1 protein-coding gene is annotated in these 462 nt (G+C 72.9%); it reads right to left on the bottom strand.

Annotation, left to right across the window (positions count from 1 at the left end; translation table 11 throughout):
• The coding region (locus tag GO615_RS29905; RefSeq protein WP_169133081.1) for a UDP-N-acetylglucosamine--N-acetylmuramyl-(pentapeptide) pyrophosphoryl-undecaprenol N-acetylglucosamine transferase at positions 1-462 on the bottom strand (462 nt) is incomplete at both ends.

Genomic DNA, 462 nt, shown 5'->3' on the forward strand with positions numbered 1-462 from the left:
CACGTAGATCGCGGGGATCGCGAGCGTGGACAGTTCGCTCACCATGCCGGCGCCGCTTCGCGTGACGACGAGGTCGGCCACCGCGTAGGCGAGGTCCATGCGGTCGCAGTACTCCTCGACGACGTAGCGCGGCCCCGAGGCGGTGGCCGGGGCCTCGAACCCCTTGCCCCGCCCGGTGATGTGCAGGACCTGCACCCCGGCCTCACGCAGCGCCGGCGCGGCCGCGGCGAAGGCCTCGTTGAGACTCGCTGCACCGAGCGAGCCACCGGTGATGACGAGCGTCGGGCGTCCGGGTTCGAGACCGAAGTACGTCATCGCCTCCGCGCGCAGCATCGCGGGGCGAAGCTCTCGGATCTCGCGTCGCAGCGGCATCCCGACGACCTCGGCGCCCGCCAGCGGGGTGCCGGGGAACGTCGTCGCCGTGTGCGCGGCCCATCGCACGCCGAGCTTGTTCGCCAGCCC

Origin of the sequence: Aromatoleum evansii, assembly GCF_012910805.1 — a bacterium.
Classification (GTDB): domain Bacteria; phylum Pseudomonadota; class Gammaproteobacteria; order Burkholderiales; family Rhodocyclaceae; genus Aromatoleum; species Aromatoleum evansii.